We start from the raw sequence: 15,816 nt of genomic DNA, 5'->3' as shown, positions 1-15,816 counted from the left end.
GGCGCTCCCGGCGTCAGTGGCCGAGGCCGCCGAGGAGCGACGCGAAGTCGGGGGTCTCCGGCAGGGCATCCGCCTGCTGCGGAGCCCGTCGGGAGGCGCGCACCGCCCAGGCGAGGTCGGCGCCGGCCCGGCGGATGCGTCCGTCCAGGGCCGCCTCGGTCCCCCAGTCGTCGGTCGCCGCGAACACGCCGGTCGGCACGACCGCCGCGCGGAGGTAGGCGAACACCGGACGGAGGGCGTGGTCGATGGCGAGGGAGTGGCGCGACGTCCCGCCGGTGGCCCCGAGGAGCACGGGCATGTCCGCGAGAGAGTCCTTGTCGAGGACGTCGAGGAAGGACTTCGCCAGACCGCTCACCCCGGCGGTGAAGATCGGGGTGACGAAGACGACGGCGTCGGCCTCGACCACGGCGGCCTCCGCGGCCGCGAGGGCGGGCGCCGCGAACCCGGTGAGCATCGCGTCGGTGATCTCGTGCGCCAGCGGACGGAGCTCGACGTGCACGACGTGTGCCGCGCCTCCCGGCAGGCCGGAGGCGTCCGGCTCGGCGAGGGCTGCGACGGTGGCGTCACCGAGCCGGTCGGCGAGCAGGCGGGTGGAGCTGGGCTCGGAGAGTCCGGCGGAGACGACGGCGATGGTGGTCATGGTGGGTCCCGACTTTCGATGCGTTTGCATGAACATGGTACCGAACCCGACGCGGGACGCGAGCATTCCCGATGACTCCGGCCTGACGACTCTGCCCCGGGAACGGAGAACGCCCCGCGTCTTCCGGAGAAGACGCGGGGCGTTCGGCCGAGCAGTGTCTGCGAGACGACTAGCGGCGCAGGCCGAGACGCTCGATGAGCGCACGGTAGCGGGCGATGTCGACGTCGGAGAGGTAACCGAGGAGACGGCGACGCTGACCGACCATGAGCAGCAGACCACGACGCGAGTGGTGGTCGTGCTTGTGCTCCTTGAGGTGCTCGTTCAGGTCGTTGATACGACGCGTCAGAACGGCGACCTGGACCTCGGGGGATCCGGTGTCGCCCGGGTGGGTCGCGTACTCTTCGATGATCTCCTGCTTGACCTTCGCGTCAAGTGCCATGGATGATCCCCTCTCTGTCCGTTGCGCGGTGCCCGTACCTGATGCACGAGCGCTCTTTGTCCGCGGCCGTTCGACGGCAACCTGGATAGACTACCAGAGTTCAGACGGTGCGGGCGCGCAGCCGACGGCGCCGCGGAGCCGGCAGGAGGCTCCGGAAGAACCCGACGAGCGTCGCGCCGAGCAGGCCGCCGAGGCCGTTCGACAGCACGTCGCGGGGGTCGGCAACGCGGTACGGCAGGAACGCGGCCTGGGCCGCCTCGATGCCGACGGACAGCCCGACGGCGACCACCGCACCGAGCAACCACCACCGGCGGGGCAGCCAGAGCGCGGCGAGCATCCCGACCGGGACGAACATCGCGATGTTCGCGAGGAACTCGGTGCGCTCGTAGGTGAACCACGCCCCGTGCGGGAGCTGCTGCACCCACGCGATCGCGTGCAGGACCAGCGAGTTCTGCGCGTGCGTGAACACCTGCGGGGTGAGGGTCATCCGCCAGATCACCCAGGCGTACGCCGCGGTCAGGGCGAGGAGGAGGAGCTTCCGGAACATCCGGGCAGTCTCGTGCACGACCCTGGAAGAACACGCCGGACTGTGCGAGCGGCCCGGCACCTGCCAGCATGGAGCCATGTCGGACCACGAGGGGACGCCCGCACGTCGCACGTCGACGCGCCGCCAGTGGCTGTCGCTCGGCGTCGCGGCGGTCGTCGTCGCGGCGCTCGTCACCGCCCTCGTCGTCGTGCTCCCCCACGGGTCCACGCCCGACGGTCGCCACGTGGTCGAGCGGAAGTCCGCCGCCGAGGCCTTCCCCGGCGGCCTCGCACGACAGCCGTCCGACGAGAACCAGGCGCGTCGCCGCGAGACCGAGGCACGCGCCACCGGCGACGACGCCACCGCCCGGAAGATCGCGGTCATCGCCGACCAGCCGATCGCCACGTGGTTGACGAACACCTCGATCCCGGAGACGCAGGCCACGGTCCGCGACGTCGTGCGGAACGCCGAGCGGCAGCACCAGACCCCGGTGTTCGTGCTCTACAACGTGCCCGACCGCGACTGCGGCAGCTACTCGAAGGGCGGCACCGCGGCGGACGCCTACCTCCCCTGGGTCCGCGCGGCCGTCCGGGCGATGGCCGGCTCGCACGCCGTCGTGCTCGTCGAACCCGATGCCATCGCCCAGATCGAGGTCTGCAAGCGGCTGGAACGGGACCGCCTGCCGCTGCTGCGGAAGGCCGTCGGCGAGCTCAGCGGCCACGGGCTGACGGTCTACCTCGACGGCGGCAACGAGAACCGGGTGCCGGTCGAGCGGATGGCGTCGTGGCTCCGGCAGGCGGGGGTGGACCGGGTGCAGGGCTTCTTCACGAACGTGTCGAACTTCTACCGGGTGGACCAGGAGCGCGCGTACGCCGACGAGCTCGCCGACCGCATCGGCGGGGACCCGCACTTCGTGATCGACGTGTCCCGGAACGGGCAGGGGTGGCGCGGCACGTGGTGCAACCCGGCGGGCGCGGGGCTCGGGCAGGCGCCGCACGTCACGCGGGGGTCGACGCGGCTCGACGCACTGCTCTGGGTGAAGACGCCCGGCTTGAGCGACGGCACCTGCAACGGCGGGCCGGCCGCCGGGCAGTGGTGGGAGTCCTACGCGCTCGCGCTGGTCGAGAACCGCAAGCGCGACTGAGGCCGGTCGCGCTGTCGGTCCCCGGTGGTTGCATGACCGCATGACCCCCGCGACCGACCGCCTCCGTTCCGTCGTCCCGCCGTACCTGCTCCGCGCCGTCGCCGACGCGGACCGGTTCCCCCGCGCCGCCTCCGCAGCACGCACCGCCCTCGCGTCGCTCGACACCGTGCGCGCACCGAAGGAGGCCCCGCAGCCGGCACGCCGTGGGATCACCACCCTCGACCGCTCGCCGCAGCGCACGATCGCCGACGCGCACGGCTCGACGACGCTGCCCGGGGCCGTCGTCCGCCGTGAGGGCGACCCCGCGACCGACGACGCCGCGACCGACGAGGCGTACGCGGGCCTCGGCGCGACGCACGCGTTCTGGCTCGACGTCTTCGGACGGGTGTCCATCGACGGCGCCGGCCTCCCGCTCGACGCCACGGTCCACTACGGGCAGGACTACGACAACGCTTACTGGGACGGCTCGCGGATGGTCTTCGGCGACGGGGACGGCGAGGTCTTCCGGCGTTTCACGATCGCGCTCGACGTCATCGGGCACGAGCTCGCCCACGGCGTGACGCAGTACACGGCGGACCTGGCGTACCAGGGGCAGTCCGGAGCGCTCAACGAGTCGATCAGCGACGTGTTCGGCTCGCTCGTGGCGCAGTACGCCGCGGGGCAGACCGCCGACCAGGCGAGCTGGCTCATCGGCGAGGGCCTCTTCACCGACGCCGTGCACGGCGTGGCTCTCCGGTCGATGCGGGCGCCGGGCACCGCGTACGACGACCCGGTGCTCGGCAGGGACCCGCAGCCCGCGACGATGGCCGGGTACGTCAAGACCGAGGACGACGCCGGCGGGGTGCACACGAACTCGGGCATCCCCAACCACGCCTTCCAGCTCGCCGCGACCGCGATCGGCGGCCGGGCATGGGAGGGCGCCGGTGCCGTGTGGTGGGACGCACTGACCTCGGACGCCGTCGGCACGACGATCGACTTCGCGGGCTTCGCCACCGTGACGGTCGACCGCGCGGGGGCCCGTTTCGGCTCCGGCTCCACCGAGCAGGACGCGGTGCACGCCGCCTGGCGGACGGTGGGCGTGCTCCCCTGAGCCGCTCCTGGCGGCGTACGGTCGGGGCATGCACATCGACGTCCGCCGCACCGGGGGCATCGCCGGCACGACCCGCACCTGGCGGGTGGACACCGACGCGTGTCCGGACCCCGCCGCGTGGTCGGAGCTGGTGCGCGCGCTGCCGGCGGACGACCCGGACGTGCCCGCCGACGCCGCCCGCGACGACTTCGAGTGGACCGTGAGCGTCGAGCAGCGCACGGTGCGGATCGCCGGCAGCCGACTGGACGGACCGTGGGCCGCGCTCGTCGCGCGGGCCCGCGACGAGGGCTCGCGCGCCTGACGGGCGTCGCGCAGCCGCCGGCACGCGGGTACGGGGCAGTCGTCGGGTCCGTTCTCCTCCGCGAAAGCGGTCTGGAGGCGCGGGGAGGGCCCGCCCCGCGCCTCCAGAACGGCGCCGGGTCAGGTGACGTCGAGGACCGTCAGTCGACGCGTCGGGCGCGTCATCGCGACGTACACCGCCGCGGCGGCCCGCGCCGCGTCGGCGCCCACCCGCTCCGGGTCGACGAGCAGCACGCCGTCGAACTCGAGGCCCTTCGCGTCCGCGCCGGTGAGCACCGTGACGGATCCGGGACGGGGCGAACCGAGCGACCGGACGTCGGCCTCGGTGCCCGCGAGGTGCCGCCGCACGGCGTCGACGTCGGCCTCCGGCACGATGACGCCGATGGTGCCGCTGCCGATCCGCTCACGCTCGTCGCGGACGACCGCCGCGACGGCGTCGAGCACGGCCGCGCGCGGCACGCTGCGGCGCTCCACCGGGTCGCCGTCGCGGACCGCGCGGGTCGGCGTGACCTGCAGGCCGGCGGCGTCGGCGAAGGCCCCGGCGGCGTCGACGATCGATCGCGGTGTCCGGTAGTTGACGGTGAGTTCCTCGACGCGGTGCTCGATCGGCACCTGCGGGGCGCGGCCACGGCGACGACGGGCGAGCGCACCGACGACGTCGTCCCAGGTGCGCGCGGCCCCCGGTGAGGAGCCCTGCGCCATGTCCCCCACGATCGTGAAGGAGCGCAGCGGGTTCCGGCGGGCGAGCACGCGCCACTGCATCGGCGACAGTTCCTGCGCCTCGTCGACCACGATGTGGCCGTAGGTCCACTCGCGGTCCTCGGCGGCGCGCTCGGCCGTGGTGCGGGGGTCGCCGCCCTCGGCGAAGGACCCGGCGACCTGCTCCGCGGTGACGATGCCCTCGACGCCCATGTTCTCGATCGCCTGGCGGGCGTTCTCGATGTCGCGGTTCCGGCTCGCCTTCGCGGCACGCTTCGCCGCACCACCGGTCGGGTCGAACGGACCGAGGAGCTCGGCGGCCTCGTCGAGGAGCGGGACGTCCTCGACCGTGAAGCCGGCACCACGGGCGCGCTGCAGGAGCGCCCGACGCTGCGGGGTCCAGTGCGGGGTCAGGGTCTCGAGCCAGCCGGGACGGGCGTAGAGGTCCTCGAGGAACTTCTCGGGCGGCAGCGGCAGCCACGCGGTGTTCAGCAGGACGCGGGCGTCGTACGACGAGCGGATGTCCTCGCGCAGGACCTTCTCGTCGGCCTCGTCGACGGTCGTGCCGCGCTCCCGGAGCTGGTCGGCGAGCAGTCGCGTCATCGCGTCGAGGGCGATCTTGTTGAAGGTGACCCGGGCGGCGTTGTGCGGCTTGCCGCGGTCCTGCGCGCGCTTCATCGCGTCGGCGACGAGCTGCGGCGGGACGGTCAGGCGCTCGCCCTCGACGTCGAGGGTCACGGGGGCGGTCGGCGGCACCTGCCGCGACCGCACGGCGCGACGGAGCAGCGCGGCCATCTCGGCCGAGCCCTTCACGGCGGCGACGTCGCGGGTGTCGTGGGCAGTGGCGTGCACGCCGGGGTAGAGCGACCCGAGCGAGGCCATCACCACGCCGGTCTCGCCGAGCGAGGGCAGCACCTGCTCGATGTAGGTCAGGAACGCCGACGACGGCCCGACCATGAGCACGCCGGAGCCCCGGAGCCGCTCGCGGTAGGAGTAGAGCAGGTACGCGGCGCGGTGCAGCGCCACGGCGGTCTTGCCCGTGCCGGGGCCGCCCTGCACGATGAGCACGCCCTCGAGCGGCGAGCGGATGATCCGGTCCTGCTCGCCCTGGATCGTGGCGACGATGTCGGTCATCCGGCCGGTGCGCTCCGCGGTGACCGCCGCGAGCAGCGCGCCCTCGCCCTGCAGGTGCGTGCGCTCGTCGTCGTAGAGCGTGGCGTCGAAGACCTCGTCCTCGACCCCGACGACGCTCCGGCCGTCGAGCGTCAGGTGCCGGCGGGCGCGCATCCCCATCGGGTGCGCCGCCGTCGCCTGGTAGAACGCGCTCGCCCCGGGGACGCGCCAGTCGAGCAGGAGCGGTCGGTGCTCGTGGTCGCGCAGGCCGACACGACCGATGTAGCGGAACGTGTCCTCCGCGTCGTCGGGCTCGGAGACCTCGAGGCGGCCGAACACCAGCCGGTCGCCGACACGGTCGAGCGTCGCGATGGTGTCCTCGTAGAGCCGGGCGTAGGCGTCGCGCTCGCTGCGGCTCTGGTGGTTCCCGCCGACCGCCTGACGGCGGACCTCGGCGAGTCGCTGCTCGGCCTCGGCGGTCAGCTCGTCGAGCCGGGCGAAGAGCCCGTCGACGTAGCTGCGCTCACGGTCGATCTCGGTCGGTTCGGACACACACAACCCTTCGGGAAAGAGGGGTGTCCAGTGTAGTCCCGCCGGACCGACACCGAGAACGACGGGAGGCGCGCGGCGATCCCAGCCACGCGCCTCCCGTCCGTCCGGGGAGCGGTCCTACATCTCCTCGTGCGTGTCCGGGTCGCCGTCCCAAAGGCGCCCGCGCTCGAGGCCGGAGATCGCGGCGACCTCGTCCTCGGTGAGCTCGAACCCGAAGACGTCGAGGTTCTCGCGCTGTCGGTCCGGGTCGCCGGACTTCGGAACGGGGACCGCCCCGAGCTGGACGTGCCAGCGCAGCACGACCTGGCTCGGCGTGACACCGTGCGCCGCCGCCGCGTCGACGATCGGCTGCTCGGTGAGCAGCTCCGACCGCTTCGCCAGCGGGCTCCAGCTCTCGGTCACGATGCCGAGCTCGCGGTGCACCGCCCGGAGGTCAGCCTGCGGGAAGTACGGGTGCAGCTCGACCTGGTTCACGGCCGGGGCGACACCGGTCGCGTCGACGATGCGGCGGAGGTGCTCCGGCGTGAAGTTCGAGACGCCGATCGAGCGGACCTTGCCGCTGTCGCGGAGGTCGACGAACGCCTTCCAGGTGTCGACGAACCTGTCCACCGACGGGTTCGGCCAGTGGATGAGGTACAGGTCGACGTGGTCGAGGCCCAGGTTGCCGAGGGTCTCGTCGATCGACCGGTGTGCCTCGTCGTAGCCGTGGTGGCGCCCCGGGAGCTTCGACGTGACGACGAGGTCCTCGCGGGCGACCGACGACTCGCGCACGGCCTTCCCGACGGCGTCCTCGTTGCCGTAGTTCAGCGCGGTGTCGAGCAGCCGGTAGCCACTCGAGATCGCCGAACCGACGGCTGCGGCTCCCTCGTCGCCGTTCAGCCCGTAGGTGCCGAGGCCGAGCTCCGGGAAGCGGTGTCCGTCGTTCAGCTCGATGGTCGGGGCGCCGACCTGCATCAGCGGACCCCGAGCAGGTCGATGATGAAGATGAGGGTCTTGCCGGACAGGAAGTGACCGCCCCCGGCCGGGCCGTAGGCGAGCTCCGGCGGGACGACGAGCTTGCGGCGGCCGCCGACCTTCATGCCGGGGATGCCCTCCTGCCAGCCGCGCACGAGCGCAGCGAGCGGGAAGTCGATCGGCTCGCCGCGGTTCCAGGAGCTGTCGAACTCGTCGCCGGTCTCGTACTCGACGCCGGCGTAGTGCACCTTGACCGTCGACCCGGCGGTGGCTTCGTCACCGGAGCCCTCGACGATGTCGGTGATCTCGAGCTCGGTGGGGGCCGGGCCCTCGGGGGCGTCGAACTCGGGCTTGCTGTTGAGGTCAGTCATGTCGGCCAGTCAACCAGGTGGCCGTCTCCGTCATCCGCGGGACGCCGCCCGTCACGCTGCCCGCGAACGGGATCCGCGCGCCAGGCAGCAGAATGGTTCCACCGTGACACGACCTGACACCGCCCCGCGCCGCCGCCTGCTCGCCGACCTCACCCCGCTCCGCCGCTCCCCCGCGTTCGCCCGGCTCTGGGCGGGCACCGCGATCGCCGGCATCGGCACGCAGATGACCACCGTCGCGGTCGGCCTCGAGGTGTACGAGATCACCCGCTCGACCTTCGCCGTCGCACTCGTCGGGGTCATCGCCCTCGTGCCGATGATCGTCGCGGGCCTGTACGGCGGCATGCTCGCGGACGCGTTCGACCGGCGGCTCGTCGCCCTGGTGTCGTCGATCATCGCCTGGGCCGCCGTCGCCCTGATCGCGACACACGCGTGGCTCGGCCTGCACAGCGTCGCCCTGCTGTACGTGCTCGCCACGGTGAACGCCGTGGCCGCGACGGTGAGCAACGCCTCCCGGTCGGCGATCGTCCCGCGCCTGGTCGGCACCGACCTGCTCCCCGCGGCGAGCGCCCTCGGCGGCATCGCGTCCGGGTTCCAGGTCACCGTCGGCCCGGCGATCGCCGGTGTGCTCATCGCGAGCGTGGGCTTCGCGCCGACGTACACGATCGACGTGGTGCTCTTCACGTTCGCGTTCCTCGGGGTCTTCACCCTCCCCCGGATGGCCGCCGACCACGACGCACTGCGCCCCGGACTCGGCTCGCTGATCGAGGGCGCCCGGTTCCTCCGGCGGTCCCGCAACATCACCATGACGTTCGTGCTCGACATCGTCGCGATGACCTTCGGGCAGCCCCGCGTGCTCTTCCCCGCGATCGGCGCGCTCGTCATCGGCGGCGGGTCGATCACCGTCGGCACGCTGACCGCCGCGTACGCCATCGGCGCGCTGCTCTCCAGCGTGTTCTCCGGTCCCCTCGGGCACGTCCGGCGGCAGGGCGAGGCGGTCGGCTGGGCGATCACGGCGTACGGCGGGGCGATCGCGGCGTTCGGCGTCGTCATCGCGCTGGCGCACGCGCTCGGCGGGCGGTCGGGCGAGGCGTTCGGCGTCGAGATCCTGCCGGCGCTCGGGCTCGCCGCGCTGTTCCTCGCCCTGGCCGGCGGTGCGGACAACGTCAGCTCGGTGTTCCGCAACACGATCCTGCAGGCGGCGTCGCCGGACGGCATGCGCGGGCGGCTGCAGGGCATCTTCATCGTCGTCGTCACCGGCGGTCCGCGGCTCGGGGACCTGTACGCCGGTCTCGTCGTCGCGGCCGGCATCGCCTACCCGCCGGTCATCGGCGGCGTGCTCATCATCGGCCTCGTCGCGCTGCTCCTCCGCCTCGTGCCGTCCTTCCGCCGGTACGACGCGCTGCACCCGCACGCGAACTGAGCGGGCGCGTGCGCGCCGGTCACGACCTCACGCGCTGAGCGACAGCTCACGGCTCGGCGCGTCCGTGAGGTGTCGCTGAGCGCGAGAGGTCGGCCCAGTCGGGCGGTGGCGGTGACCACGGACGGACGGGAGGCGCGTGGCAGCCGGGCCCCGCGCCTCCCGTCCGGCGAGCGGTCGGGTACCGTACGACACATGCCGGACAGCGCATCGCGCGACCTCCAGCGGACGGGAGTCCGCGCCGTGGTCCGGCGCACCTACCACTCCGTGATCCGGCACCGCGTCGTCGACGCGGCCGCGTCGCTGACGTTCTTCGCGCTCCTGACGGTGTTCCCGACGACGCTCACCGTCGTGTCGGCGCTGTCCGTGATCGACCGGCAGGGCGACAGCGTCTCCGACGTCGTGGAGGTGCTCGGCTTCATCGTGCGGCCGGAGACCGCGCAGCACCTCGAAGGACCGCTCCGGCAGCTGCTCACGCTCGACAACCCGTGGCTCGGGTTCACGATCGGTGTCGTCCTGACCATGTGGTCGCTGTCCGGCTACGCCACCGCGTTCGGCCGGGCGATGAACACCGCGTACGAGGTCGAGGAGGGGCGCCGCATCTGGAAGTTCCGCAGCATGATGCTCCTCGTCACGCTGCTCGTCATGGTCGGCGGCGCGATCGCGATCGTCATCCTGCTCGGCACCCCCACGATCTCGGCTGCGGTGATCCGGCAGCTCGGGTGGGCGCCGTGGACCGACGACCTGTGGAACGTGGCGAAGTGGCCGGTCCTCGCCGCGGACCTCGTCGTGATGGTCGCGGTGCTGTACTACGCGACGCCGAACGTGAAGACGCCGCAGCTGCGCTGGGTGTCGGCGGGCGCCGGGTTCGCGATCGTGACGTGGGCGCTCGCGACGGTCGGCTTCACCGTCTACGTCGAGACCCTCGGCGGGAGCAACCGCGCGTACGGGTGGCTCGGCGGCGGGATCCTGCTGCTCGTGTACCTGTACATCTCGAACTTCGTGCTCGTCGTCGGCGGCGAGCTCGACTCCGAGGTGATCCGGATGCGGCAGCTGCTCGCGGGCATCGAGGCCGACGAGTCGATCCGGCTCCCGCTGCGGGACGTCACGCGGAACTTCACGCTGGCCCGCTGGCGGGACGCCGACATCCAGGCAGCACACCGGGTCAGGACGCTGTCGGCGCAGCTCGCCGAGGAGGAGTCGTCGGCCGGGCCGGACGGCGCCGCCGAGCCGGGCGGTGTGGCCGGGCCGGACACGACGGCGGAGCACCTCCGTGCGCTCGCGCGCCAGGTGCGCGTCGGCGAGCGCCCGATGCCGTAGCGCACGACGCCGCGTGTCGATCGGCACGAGTGCGGCCCTGCCACCCGCCGCGTCAGCGCTCCCGCGCCACGCGGGCCGCCTCGGCGTCGAGCATCTCCTCGGTGATCACCGGGATCGCCCCCGTCGCGAGCTCGATCCCCGACAACCGCGCCGGCGACAGGACCCGCTGCACCTGGTCCTCGTCCATCAGTCCGGCCGCGATCACGAGCGTCGCGATCGGCGTCGAGGTCGTCAGCGCCGTGTGCGCGATCGACGCCGCCGCCGCGTACCCGATGTAGGGCGTCAGGGCCGTCACGACGCCGACGTTCGTGTCCACCTGGGCCGCGAGCCGCGCCTCGTTCGCCTCGATGCCCACGACGCAGTGCTCCCGGAGCGTGGCACACCCCCGGGCCATCCACTGCAGGGACTGCAGGATCGAGTGCGCGATGATCGGTTCGAAGGCGTTGAGCTGGAGCTGCCCGCCCTCGGCCGCCATCGTGACGGTGGTGTCCGCGCCGGCGACGGCGAACGCGATCTGGTTGACGACCTCGGGGATGACCGGGTTCACCTTGCCGGGCATGATCGACGATCCCGCTTGCCGTGCCGGCAGGGTGATCTCGCCGAGGCCCGCTTGCGGTCCGGAGGCGAGCAGCCGCAGGTCGTTGCAGATCTTCGAGAGCTTCGCGGCGCTGCGCTTCACGGTGCCGGACAGGGTCATGAACGCGCCGGCGTCGCTCGTGGCCTCGATGAGGTCCGGCGCGGTGACGATGTCGAGCCCGGTCGCGAGCTGCAGCTGCCGCCGGACCTCGTCGCGGTACTGCGGGTCGGCGGTGATGCCGGTGCCGATCGCCGTCGCGCCGAGGTTCGTCTCGGCGAGCAGCGGCATGACCGTGCGGAGCAGGGCCACGTCCTCCTGGATGGTGTGGGCGAAGCCGGTGAACTCCTGCCCGAGCGTCATCGGCACGGCGTCCTGCAGCTGCGTGCGCCCGACCTTGAGCACGTCGGCGAACGCCCGACCTCGCTCGGCGAAGGCGTCGGAGAGCAGTTCGAGCTCCACGGTGAGCCGCCGAACGCCGAGGATCATCGCGAGCTTGATGCTCGTCGGGTACGTGTCGTTCGTGGACTGGCTGCGGTTGACGTGGTCGATCGGGTGCAGGTACCCGTGGTCGCCCTTCTCGCGGCCGAGCAGTTCGAGGGCCCGGTTCGCGAGCACCTCGTTCGTGTTCATGTTCGTGCTCGTGCCCGCGCCGCCCTGCACGACGTCGACGACGAACTGGTCGCGCAGGCGTCCGTCGCGGACCTCCTGCGCCGCGGCGTCGATCGCGTCCGCCCGCTCCGCGTCGAGCACGCCGATCGCCTTGTTCGCCCGGGCGGCGGCCTGCTTCACGGTCGCGAGCGCCTCGATGAGGTCCGGGTAGACCGCGATCGGCACCGAGGTGATCGGGAAGTTCTCGAGGGCCCGCAGGGTGTTGATCCCCCAGTACGCGTCGACCGGCACCTCCCGTTCGCCCAGGGAGTCGGTCTCGGTACGGGTGCGTGCTGCTTCGTTGCCGGTCACGCCCCGAGGCTATCCCGTCCGGCCGGTCCGGGCTCGGGACCGGTTGGCGCGTCGCCGCCGTCGGGACCGGTCCGTCGGGCGGCGCACGGCCGTGGAGACGCACCGGGACGGACGGGAGGCGCGGTGCCAGCCGGCACCGCGCCTCCAGTCCTCAGGCGGTCGAGTCCGTCAGTGGAACTGCGGGACGATCAGGTAGATGCCGTACAGCACCGCGGCGCCGGAAACGGCGAAGCAGGCGACCGCGAGCGAGCGGTACAGGCGGACGCCCGGCGGCGTGCTCCCGGGCAGCGGGAACCCGGCCGTGGCCGGGCCGACGGTGCCGTCGTCCTTCACGCTGTACTTGCCGGCGCGGGTGTCGGCGGCACTCCAGAAGCGGAGGCCGATGGAGTAGACGGTGACCACGAAGCACGCGCTCACGACGGAGACCAGTGCCACGGTGACGAACGCCAGCCAGTCGATGTCCATCAGCGACGACCTCCCTTACGGCCGGCCATGCGACGGAGCGTGCGCTCCCGGCTCAGCTCGGCGCGACGGGCGGCGACGGCGTCTGCTCGCTTCTTGCGCTGCATGTCCCGCAGCTCCTTCCGGGTGAAGACCGCGTTCGCGGCGACGTCCACCTCGATCGCGGATGCCTGCTCGTGCGGCTTGCGGAGCGACCAGAGGTAGAGCCCGAGGATCACCGCGGCGCCGATCACGGCGTCGATCACAAGTCCGACGACACCGAACCGGGCGATGCCCGAGGCGATCGCGCCGACCGCGGCGGCAGCGGGGAGCGTGATGAACCAGGCGATGACGATCTTGCCCGCGGTCGACCACTGGATCTTCGAGCCGCGCCGACCGAGACCGGCGCCGATGATCGACCCGGACGACACCTGCGTGGTGGACAGTGCGAACCCGAGGTGGCTCGACGCCAGGATCGTCGCAGCGGTGGACGCCTCGGCGGCGAAGCCCTGCGTCGCGCGGATCTCGGTGATGCCGGAGCCGAGCGTGCGGATGATCCGCCAGCCGCCGGTGTACGTGCCGAGGGCGATCGCGAGGGCACACGCCACGATGACCCAGAACTGCACGCCGTCGTTCGTCGACTGGGCACCGGCCGCGATCAGGGTCAGCGTGATGACGCCCATCGTCTTCTGCGCGTCGTTCGTGCCGTGCGCGAGCGACACCATCGAGCTGGTGAAGATCTGGCCGAAGCGGAAGCCACCGCGCTCGTTCGGGAACACCGGGCGCCGCGTGATCCGGTACGCGATGCGCGTCGACAGGAACGACACGAGCGCCGCGATGACCGGGGACAGGAAGGCCGGGATGATGACGACCGTCAGCAGCGCCGCGTAGTTCACGGACTGGAAGCCCGCCCCGACGATCGCCGCGCCGATCAGCCCGCCGAACAGCGCGTGCGAGGACGACGACGGCAGGCCGCGCAGCCACGTGATCATGTTCCACACGACCGCGCCGATGAGCCCGGCGAAGATCATCTCGGGCGTGATCGCCACGCCGCCCGGCCCCTCGTTGATCAGCCCGTGCGAGATCGACGTCGCGACCGCGGTGCTGAGGAACGCACCGACGAGGTTGAGCACCGCGGCGACCGTGACGGCCACCTTGGGCTTCATCGCACCGGTTGCGATCGGGGTCGCCATCGCGTTGGCGGTGTCGTGAAAACCGTTTGTGAAGTCGAAGAAGAGGGCCAACGCGATGACCAGGACGACTATGAGTGTGATGTCCACCGCGGGCAAGTGTCCCAGCGAACCGGCCTGCTGGCAAACCCTGCCGTTCATGTCGCGTTCATCTCTCCTGCGCGATCGTTCAGCAACGGAACCATGCCGATGGGAGAATGGGTGCCATGGACACCGTCGAGCTCCTCATCCTGCTGATCGGATCGCTCGCGGTGACCGGCTTCGCGCGGGCGAAGGGGCTCCCCGCCCCGCTGCTCGTCACGGCCGTGGCCCTGGCGGTGTCGTTCGTGCCCGGGCTGCCGCCGATCGAGATCGACTCCGAGGTCGTCCTCACGCTGATCCTGCCGCCGCTGCTCTACTCGGCGGCGCTCGACGTGTCGTGGCAGAGCTTCCGGCAGTCCATCAAGCAGATCCGACGACTCGGGATCTTCCTCGTGATCGTCACCGCGCTCGCGGTCGGCCTCGCGGCGTACATCCTCATCCCGGACATGGACTGGCCCGCCGCGATCCTGCTCGGCGCCGTGGTCGCCCCGCCGGACGCCGTGTCCGCTGCCGCCATCGGTCGGAAGCTCGGCCTCCCCCGGCGCGTGATGACGGTGCTCTCCGGCGAGAGCCTCATCAACGACGCCGCGTCGCTCACCCTGGTCCGCGTCTTCACCCTCATCGCCGCGGGCACGTCGCTGACCGTCTGGCAGGACCTCGGGATCTTCGGGCTCGCGATCGGGGTCGGCTTCGTGGTCGGCATCGTGCTCGGCGTCGCGGTGCACTGGATCCGGATGCGCCTGAACGACCCGGTCGTCGAGACGATCATGAGCATCCTGCTCCCGTTCGTCGCCTACGTCCTCGCGGAGCACCTGTCCGGCTCCGGCGTCATCGCGGTCGTCACCGCCGGGCTCTACATCGGCTACAACTCACCGAAGGAGGGCTACGCCACCCGCCTGCAGGAGCGCCCCCTGTGGACGAGCATCGACGTGATCCTCGAGGGGTTCGTCTTCGCGCTCATCGGCCTCCAGCTCAGCACCGTGGTGGAGGACCTCATCGACAGCAAGCGCAGCCTCGGACAGACACTGACCGCCGCCGCGGTGGTGCTCGTCGTCGTGATCCTCGTCCGCCCCCTCTTCGTGTTCGAGTCGTACGTGCGCAACCGGATCAACGGCCGCTGGCTCCGGCCGCTGCGGATCCGGCTGTCCCGCGGGCATCCGTCACTCCGGTGGCTCCGCGGCTCGGCCGAGCCGAAGCTGAACTGGCGCGAACTCACGGTCATCTCGTGGACCGGCATGCGCGGCGTGGTGACCCTGGCCGCCGCCGTCGCCGTCGTCGCGGACCCGGTGGACATCAAGGCGCAGGACACCATCTTCATCATCGCGTTCGTCGTCACGGTCGGCACGCTCCTGCTGCAGGGCCTCACGCTCCCCTTCGTGATCCGGGCGCTCAAGGTGCAGGACCCGGCCGAGGGCGAGGAGGACGTCCGCAGCGAGATGCGCCTCAACCAGCGGACCACCGAGGCGGCGATCGCCCTGCTCGAACGTCGTCGGCCGGACTGGGGTCGGCAGTACGGCGTCGAGGCCGTCGACTCGGTGCTGAACCGGCTGAAGGCACGACTCGAACGACAGGCCGAGACCTTCCGCCGCGACGCCGAGGAAGAGGAGGACGAGGAGCGCAACGCCCCGATGCGTCTGCGCGGTGCGCAGATCCAGGACATCCGGCGCGAGTTGCTCGACCGGCGGCGGGAGATCGTGCTCGAGGAGCGCGAGAAGGGCAACCTCGACGAGGAGGTCATGCGCCGCGTGCTCGTGACGCTCGACGCCGAGGAGCTGGCGATGGACTCCGCACAGGCGTCCCGCAGCAGGTCGTAGCGCACGGGGACCGGCGCGCGCACCGTGCCGGCGGGCACCGCCGCGGGCACCCGGCCGCCGTCCGGAACCCGGGCGTATCCTGACGCTCCTACGAGAACAGGAGCACAGCGCCGAGTGAGCACGCCGCGGAACGACGTCCCCAGGAACAACGACCTCCCGGATCGAGACGGAGCGCCGCGACAGCCACC

15 protein-coding genes are annotated in these 15,816 nt (G+C 72.1%); 6 read left to right on the top strand and 9 right to left on the bottom strand.

The genetic code is table 11. From position 1 onward, the window contains the following. Positions 1-13: 13 nt before the first annotated feature. From ACY3FI_RS05310 to ACY3FI_RS05300, 3 genes are all read right to left on the bottom strand, one after another. Positions 14-640, bottom strand: a complete 627-nt coding sequence (locus tag ACY3FI_RS05310; RefSeq protein WP_462549739.1) for a CE1759 family FMN reductase — start codon at positions 638-640, stop codon at positions 14-16. Between the two features lie 169 nt (positions 641-809). Next, positions 810-1,079 (bottom strand): 30S ribosomal protein S15, encoded by a 270-nt coding sequence (rpsO, locus tag ACY3FI_RS05305; protein ID WP_070416523.1) that lies wholly within the window; start codon positions 1,077-1,079, stop codon positions 810-812. A 100-nt stretch (positions 1,080-1,179) separates the two neighbouring features. Beyond that, positions 1,180-1,626, bottom strand: a complete 447-nt coding sequence (locus ACY3FI_RS05300) for a VanZ family protein (RefSeq protein ID WP_462549738.1) — start codon at positions 1,624-1,626, stop codon at positions 1,180-1,182. 76 nt (positions 1,627-1,702) lie between these two features. Between ACY3FI_RS05300 and ACY3FI_RS05295 the strand changes: the two genes are divergently transcribed. Genes ACY3FI_RS05295 through ACY3FI_RS05285 form a run of 3 tightly spaced genes read left to right on the top strand, consistent with a single transcriptional unit; the run spans position 1,703 to position 4,140 of the window. Next, a complete protein-coding gene (locus ACY3FI_RS05295) occupies positions 1,703-2,749 on the top strand; it encodes a glycoside hydrolase family 6 protein (RefSeq protein WP_462549737.1) in 1,047 nt (348 codons plus the stop codon). A 40-nt stretch (positions 2,750-2,789) separates the two neighbouring features. Next, positions 2,790-3,839 (top strand): M4 family metallopeptidase, encoded by a 1,050-nt coding sequence (locus ACY3FI_RS05290; protein WP_462549735.1) that lies wholly within the window; start codon positions 2,790-2,792, stop codon positions 3,837-3,839. 28 nt (positions 3,840-3,867) lie between these two features. Continuing rightward, positions 3,868-4,140: a protealysin inhibitor emfourin gene (locus ACY3FI_RS05285; RefSeq protein ID WP_462549734.1), complete on the top strand. Its 273-nt coding sequence runs from the start codon at positions 3,868-3,870 to the stop codon at positions 4,138-4,140. 119 nt (positions 4,141-4,259) lie between these two features. Here ACY3FI_RS05285 and ACY3FI_RS05280 read toward each other — a convergent pair whose 3' ends face one another. The 3 genes from ACY3FI_RS05280 to ACY3FI_RS05270 form a co-directional block, all read right to left on the bottom strand. Continuing rightward, on the bottom strand, positions 4,260-6,503 hold the full coding sequence (locus ACY3FI_RS05280) for a HelD family protein (RefSeq protein WP_462549732.1): 2,244 nt from the start codon (positions 6,501-6,503) through the stop codon (positions 4,260-4,262). 117 nt (positions 6,504-6,620) lie between these two features. After that, positions 6,621-7,457 (bottom strand): aldo/keto reductase, encoded by an 837-nt coding sequence (locus tag ACY3FI_RS05275; RefSeq protein WP_462549730.1) that lies wholly within the window; start codon positions 7,455-7,457, stop codon positions 6,621-6,623. Further along, a complete protein-coding gene (locus ACY3FI_RS05270; protein WP_069711463.1) occupies positions 7,457-7,828 on the bottom strand; it encodes an FKBP-type peptidyl-prolyl cis-trans isomerase in 372 nt (123 codons plus the stop codon). Before ACY3FI_RS05270 ends, ACY3FI_RS05275 begins: the two co-directional genes overlap by 1 nt. Positions 7,829-7,931: 103 nt before the next feature. Between ACY3FI_RS05270 and ACY3FI_RS05265 the strand changes: the two genes are divergently transcribed. Beyond that, positions 7,932-9,248, top strand: coding sequence for an MFS transporter (locus ACY3FI_RS05265; protein ID WP_462549728.1), 1,317 nt, complete (start codon positions 7,932-7,934; stop codon positions 9,246-9,248). 192 nt (positions 9,249-9,440) lie between these two features. Next, on the top strand, positions 9,441-10,565 hold the full coding sequence (locus ACY3FI_RS05260; RefSeq protein WP_462549726.1) for a YihY/virulence factor BrkB family protein: 1,125 nt from the start codon (positions 9,441-9,443) through the stop codon (positions 10,563-10,565). Positions 10,566-10,617: 52 nt separating this feature from the next. Here ACY3FI_RS05260 and ACY3FI_RS05255 read toward each other — a convergent pair whose 3' ends face one another. From ACY3FI_RS05255 to ACY3FI_RS05245, 3 genes are all read right to left on the bottom strand, one after another. Continuing rightward, complete coding sequence (locus ACY3FI_RS05255; RefSeq protein WP_462549724.1) at positions 10,618-12,102, bottom strand: aspartate ammonia-lyase; 1,485 nt, start codon at positions 12,100-12,102, stop codon at positions 10,618-10,620. A 168-nt stretch (positions 12,103-12,270) separates the two neighbouring features. After that, entirely contained in the window at positions 12,271-12,567 is a 297-nt protein-coding gene (locus ACY3FI_RS05250) for a hypothetical protein (RefSeq protein WP_462549722.1), read from the bottom strand. Continuing rightward, the gene (locus tag ACY3FI_RS05245) at positions 12,567-13,823 is read right to left on the bottom strand and encodes an inorganic phosphate transporter (protein ID WP_462549720.1); all 1,257 of its coding nucleotides are present in this window, start codon (positions 13,821-13,823) and stop codon (positions 12,567-12,569) included. The genes ACY3FI_RS05250 and ACY3FI_RS05245 overlap by 1 nt, the downstream gene beginning before the upstream one ends. A 116-nt stretch (positions 13,824-13,939) precedes the next feature. On the opposite strand from ACY3FI_RS05245, the gene ACY3FI_RS05240 reads away from it, so the two are divergent. Further along, positions 13,940-15,628: a cation:proton antiporter gene (locus tag ACY3FI_RS05240; RefSeq protein ID WP_462549719.1), complete on the top strand. Its 1,689-nt coding sequence runs from the start codon at positions 13,940-13,942 to the stop codon at positions 15,626-15,628. Positions 15,629-15,816: the final 188 nt, after the last annotated feature.

This window comes from Curtobacterium sp. RM9, from assembly GCF_054956955.1.
The sequence above is the reverse complement of the archived record's forward strand: the minus strand, read 5'-3'. Positions and strand labels throughout refer to the sequence as shown.